The following is a 5,226-nucleotide window of genomic DNA, read 5'->3' on the forward strand; positions in this document are numbered from 1 at the left end:
GAGGCCCTGGCGGTGATCGAGGCGACCACCCGGCGCACGGTGGGCGAGCTGGACGCGGTGCTCGGCGTGCTGCGGGACGGCGACGGCCCCGGCACGGCGCCCGCGCCCACCCTCGGCGCCGATCTGGACGACCTGCTGCGCCGCACCCGGGCGAGCGGGGTGAAGGTGACCGCGACGGTCTCGGCCGCCCCGGAGGACCTGCCGCCGGTCCTGTCCCGCGAGGCCTACCGGATCGTGCAGGAGGGGCTGACCAACGCGCTCAGGCACGGCGGTGAGACAGTCTCCGTGACCTTGTCCGTGGACGTACGCGACGGGCACCTGGAGATCACCGTCGAGAACCCTCTCGGGCGGCCCGCCGGTGCCTCGCGCCCCGGCGGCGGCCGCGGTCTGCCCGGCATCGAGGAACGCGCCCGTCTGCTGGGCGGCACGCTGCGGGCGGGGCCGGCGGACGGTGCCTGGCGGCTGCGGGTGCGGCTGCCGCTGCGCGAGACGGACGACCACCCGGGCTACGGAAGGACCGCATGACCCCCACGACCGGCACGAACGGCCCGACCCCCGCTCCGCCGATCCGCGTCGTCCTCGCCGACGACGAGCGCATGGTGCGCACGGCTCTGCGGGCCATCCTCTCCGCCGAGCCGGATCTGGAGGTGGTCGGCGAGGCGGCCACCGGTGCCGAGGCCGTGGCGGTGGTCCGCGAGACACGGCCCGACGTGGTGCTGATGGATGTGCGGATGCCGGAGATCGACGGCATCCGGGCCACCGAGCAGATCCTCGCCGGCCTCGACGAGCCGCCCCGCATCGTCGTCGTCACCACCTTCGAGAACGACGCGTACGTGTACGACGCGCTGCGCGTCGGAGCCGCCGGTTTCCTGCTGAAGCGGGCGGAGGCGGACGCGCTGGTGGGGGCGGTGCGGCTGGTGGCGCGCAGCGACACCCTGCTGTTCCCGGCGGCGGTGCGCAGGCTCGCCGACGACCACGCGCCCACGGCCCCCGCGCCCCCCGCCTGGGTGGCGCGGCTCACGGCCCGGGAGAGCGAGGTGCTGCGGCACATGGCGGCCGGGCTGACCAACGCGGAGATCGCCCGGCGGATGGAGGTGGGCCCCGCCACGGTGAAGACGCATGTGGCGTCGGTGCTGGCGAAGACCGGCGCCCGGGACCGCACGCAGGCCGTGATCGCGGCGTACGAGGCGGGCTTCCTGCGCGACGGGTGAACGGCGACCGGCCGGCCCCTGTGGTGCGCCCCGCTCACCTGGCTTTATGAACGCCCGATGAGAAACCGGGTCGGATGGGAACGATTCGCCCCCCGTCGTTCGTCTGTCCGGACGGAATGAACAAGACGATCAGGCGCGCCTCGGTCTTCGCGCTGCTCCTGGTGTTCGCCCTGCTGGTCCGGGCGACCTGGGTGCAGTTCTACGAGGGCCGGGCACTCGCGGACGACAAGAACAACCGGCGGAACGCGATCGAGACCTACGCGGAGCCGCTCGGGAACATCATCGTGGCCGGTGAGTCGGTCACCGGCTCGGCGCGGACGAAGGGAGGCGACCTCGCGTACAAGCGCACGTACAAGAACGGCCCGCTGTACGCCGCGGTGACGGGCTACGCCTCGCAGGCCTATGCGCCGACGCAGCTGGAGGGCATCTACGAGGATCTGCTCAGCGGCACGGACAACCGCCTGAAGACCGTGATGGACACTGTCACCAACGAGCGGGCCGACCCGGGCAACGTGGTGACGACCATCGACCCGGCGGTGCAGAAGGCAGCGTACGAGGCGCTCGGCGACAAGAAGGGCGGCGCGGTCGCCATCGACCCGAAGACCGGCCGGATCCTCGCGGCGGTGTCGACCCCGTCGTACGACCCGACGGCGCTGACCGACGCCAACACCGCGGGCGAGGCGTGGAAGAAGCTGACGAAGGACCCGGACAAGCCGCTGACCAACCGGGCGCTGCGCCAGCCGCTGCCGCCGGGCTCGACGTTCAAGCTGGTGGTCGCGGCGGCGGCGCTGGAGGACGGGCTGTACGCCTCGGTGGACGAGCGGACCGACAGCCCCGACCCGTACCCGTTGCCGGGCACCAGCCGGAACCTGACCAACGAGAACCCGGACGCGCCCTGTGAGGACGCCTCGATCCGGGTGGGCCTGCAGTACTCCTGCAACAACGTCTTCGCGAAGATGGCCGTGGACCTCGGCGAGGACAAGGTGCGGGCGATGGCCGAGAAGTTCGGCTTCAACGACGAGGAGCAGGACGTGCCGGTACGCGCGTACACGAGCGTGTACCCGTCGGACATGTATGCCTCGGAGACGGCGCTGACGGGTATCGGCCAGTTCGACGTGACGGCCACGCCGCTGCAGATGGCGATGGTGTCGGCCGCGCTGGCCAACGGCGGCGAGCTGGTCTCGCCGCACATGGTGGAGCAGATCACCGACAGCGGCGGCGATGTGCTCAGGGACTACGGCGACGAGGCGGACACGCGGCGGATCGTCAGCTCCTCGACGGCCGAGCAGCTGCAGTCGGCGATGCAGAAGGTCGTGGACGAGGGCACCGGTTCCAACGCGCAGATCCCCGGCGCGACCGTGGGCGGCAAGACGGGCACCGCGCAGCACGGCGAGAACAACAGCAAGACGCCGTACGCCTGGTTCACGTCGTACGCCAAGTCCGGCACGACCGGCAAGGAGGTCGCCGTGGCGGTCATGGTGGAGCAGTCCGACGCGGCCCGCTCGGAGGTCAGCGGCAACGGTCTGGCGGCGCCGGTCGCCAAGGCGGCGATGGAAGCGGCGCTGAAGGACTGAGGCAGGACCGGCCGAGGAAGGACTGGCCGAGCAAGGACTGGCCGACGCCGCGAGTGAACCTCACCGCCCGAAAGGGCGTCTGAACGGACGGGCCGCCCCCTTCCCCCCGGGGGCGGCCCGTCGCCGTATCTCCGTGCGGTGCGGGCTACTTGACGCCGAGGAGCTGCTCGATCGGGTCGATCGCGAAGTACACCAGGAACAGTGCCGAGGTCCCCCACAGCAGCCAGTGGACCTCCTTCGCCCGGCCGAGCACCGTCTTGATGACGACGTAGGCGATGAATCCGGCGCCGATGCCGTTGGTGATCGAGTAGGTGAACGGCATGACGGCGATGGTGAGGAACGCCGGGATGGCGATCTCGTAGCGGTCCCACTCGATGTGCTTGACCTGGGTCATCATCAGGAAGCCGACGGCGACCAGGGCGGGGGCGGCGGCCTGGAGCGGGACGATGGTCAGCAGCGGGGTCAGGAACAGGGCGAGCGCGAACAGGCCGCCGGTGACCAGGTTGGCGAAGCCGGTGCGGGCGCCCTCGCCGACGCCGGCCGCCGACTCGATGTAGGAGGTCGCCGAGGAGGCGGAGGAGGCGCCGCCCGCGACGGCCGCGGCTCCGTCGATCAGCAGCACCCGGCCGAGGTTCGGCACCTTGCCCTCCTCGTCCAGCAGCCCGGCCTCCGCGCTGACGCCGACGACGGTGCCCATGGTGTCGAAGAAGTCGGACAGGATCAGCGTGAACACCAGCAGCACGACGGTGATCACACCGGCCTGCCCGAACGCGCCGAACAGGCTGAAGTCGCCGATCAGCCCGAAGTCGGGGGTGTCGACCACCTGGTCGGGCCACTCGGGTGTGGTCAGGCCCCAGGTGCGCACATCGGCGAGGGAGTTGACGACCAGGGCGACCAGCGTCATGGCGACGATGCTGATCAGGATGGCGCCCTTCACCTTGCGGGCGAGCAGCGCGATGGTGAGCAGTACGCCGAGGCAGAACACCAGCATCGGCCAGCCGGTGAGGGTGCCGGTGCCGCCCAGCTGGACCGGCACGGTGGTGTTCGCGGCGTCCGGGATACGCGTGACGAACCCGGCGTCGACGAAACCGATGAGGGCGATGAACAGGCCGATGCCGACACTGATCGCCTGCTTGAGGGCGCGCGGGATGGCGTGCATGACGGCCTCGCGCAGCCCGGTGACCACCAGCACGCAGATGAGCAGGCCCTCCAGGACGATCAGGCCCATCGCGTCGTCCCAGCTCATCAGCGGGGCGACCTGGAAGGCGACGACGGCGTTCAGTCCGAGTCCGGCGGCCAGCGCGAGGGGGAGGTTGCCGCCGACGCCCATGATGATCGTCATCACCGCGGCCACCAGGGCGGTGGCGGTGGTGAGTTGGACCGGGTCGAGCTGCTCGCCGAACTTGTCCTTGGCGCTGCCGAGGATGAGGGGGTTCAGGACCAGGATGTAGGCCATGGTGAAGAACGTGGCGAAACCGCCGCGTATCTCCCGGGCGAGGGTGGATCCCCGGGCGGATATCCGGAAGAACCGGTCGAGGCCGTTCCCGGGTGCCGGGCCGGCGGACGGCCGCTTGTCTGCGGCGGATGGGGCTTCGGATGGGGCATCGGACATGGCGAGTTGCTCCTCGATCCTGAGTGATCGTGTGCGAATGCTGGCTGGATTGTGCCCGTGCCGGGTCGAGTTCAGGTGTTCCTGGTGTTACGGAATCGCATGTCGGTCCGCCGTACGGTGTTCGACCCTCCGTGCGACTCTGTGCACGTTCACTGCTAGGCTCCGCATCTCTGACGGCCCGGCCGCAGCGAGGGGAGGCAGCCCGTGGTCACCGTCGTGGACGATCGCTCCGCCGCGGAGTTCCACGCCTTCTTCGAGCGTCACCACGCCGAACTGTCCCGGCTGGCCTTTCTGTTGACGGGTGAGCGGGACACCGCGGACGATCTGGCGGCGGACGCGCTGCTGGCGCTGTGGCACCGCTGGGACCGGGTGCGCGCGGCCGAGCATCCCGTGGCGTACGCCCGGGGGGTGGTGGCGAATCTGGCCCGGACCCGGATCCGCAGCGCGGTGCGTGAGCGGCGGCGGATCGCCCTGTTCTGGTCGCAGCGCGAGGAGCGGGTCGAGGACCCCGATGTGGCGGGCGTGGTGGATGTGCGGGAGGCGCTGCGCAGGCTGCCGTTCCGCAAGCGGGCGTGTGTGGTGCTGCGGCACGCCTTCGACCTGTCGGAGAAGGACACCGCGCTGGCCCTCGGCATCTCGGTGGGTACGGTGAAGAGCCAGACCTCGAAGGCGATGGCCGAGTTGCAGCGGCTGCTCGGCACCCGGGAGGTGCCGCAGCGCGTCCACGCGGCGGCGGTCGGCGCGGCGCCCCGGCGGCAGGTTGCGGCAGCTCCCGCGGAAAGGGACCGATGACGATGCGGCGGGACGTGCACGACGAGCTGCGCGCCCG

5 protein-coding genes are annotated in these 5,226 nt (G+C 71.1%); 4 read left to right on the plus strand and 1 reads right to left on the minus strand.

Annotated features, from left to right (window positions below; genetic code table 11):
* From N4P33_RS32320 to N4P33_RS32330, 3 genes are all read left to right on the plus strand, one after another.
* Positions 1-525, plus strand: a 525-nt coding sequence (locus N4P33_RS32320; protein WP_399030522.1) for a sensor histidine kinase, incomplete at its 5' end; no start/stop codon positions are given.
* The gene (locus N4P33_RS32325; RefSeq protein ID WP_260830501.1) at positions 522-1,211 is read left to right on the plus strand and encodes a response regulator transcription factor; all 690 of its coding nucleotides are present in this window, start codon (positions 522-524) and stop codon (positions 1,209-1,211) included. The genes N4P33_RS32320 and N4P33_RS32325, both read left to right, overlap by 4 nt.
* 116 nt (positions 1,212-1,327) lie before the next feature.
* Positions 1,328-2,785 carry a penicillin-binding protein 2 gene (locus tag N4P33_RS32330; protein ID WP_260830502.1) on the plus strand — a complete coding sequence of 486 codons (1,458 nt, stop codon included), beginning with the start codon at positions 1,328-1,330 and terminating at the stop codon, positions 2,783-2,785.
* A gap of 145 nt (positions 2,786-2,930) precedes the next feature.
* Here N4P33_RS32330 and N4P33_RS32335 read toward each other — a convergent pair whose 3' ends face one another.
* Positions 2,931-4,397 (minus strand): NCS2 family permease, encoded by a 1,467-nt coding sequence (locus N4P33_RS32335; RefSeq protein ID WP_260830503.1) that lies wholly within the window; start codon positions 4,395-4,397, stop codon positions 2,931-2,933.
* Positions 4,398-4,601: 204 nt separating this feature from the next.
* Between N4P33_RS32335 and N4P33_RS32340 the strand changes: the two genes are divergently transcribed.
* Positions 4,602-5,189, plus strand: a complete 588-nt coding sequence (locus N4P33_RS32340; RefSeq protein ID WP_260830504.1) for a SigE family RNA polymerase sigma factor — start codon at positions 4,602-4,604, stop codon at positions 5,187-5,189.
* Positions 5,190-5,226 lie beyond the last annotated feature (37 nt).

The organism is Streptomyces sp. 15-116A, from assembly GCF_025290915.1.
Taxonomy (GTDB): domain Bacteria; phylum Actinomycetota; class Actinomycetes; order Streptomycetales; family Streptomycetaceae; genus Streptomyces.

Coding starts and splice junctions, on each gene's coding strand:
- N4P33_RS32325 (WP_260830501.1), top strand. CDS start 522: ATGACCCCCACGACCGGCACGAACGGCCCGACCCCCGCTCCGCCGATC.
- N4P33_RS32330 (WP_260830502.1), top strand. CDS start 1,328: ATGAACAAGACGATCAGGCGCGCCTCGGTCTTCGCGCTGCTCCTGGTG.
- N4P33_RS32335 (WP_260830503.1), bottom strand. CDS start 4,397: ATGTCCGATGCCCCATCCGAAGCCCCATCCGCCGCAGACAAGCGGCCG.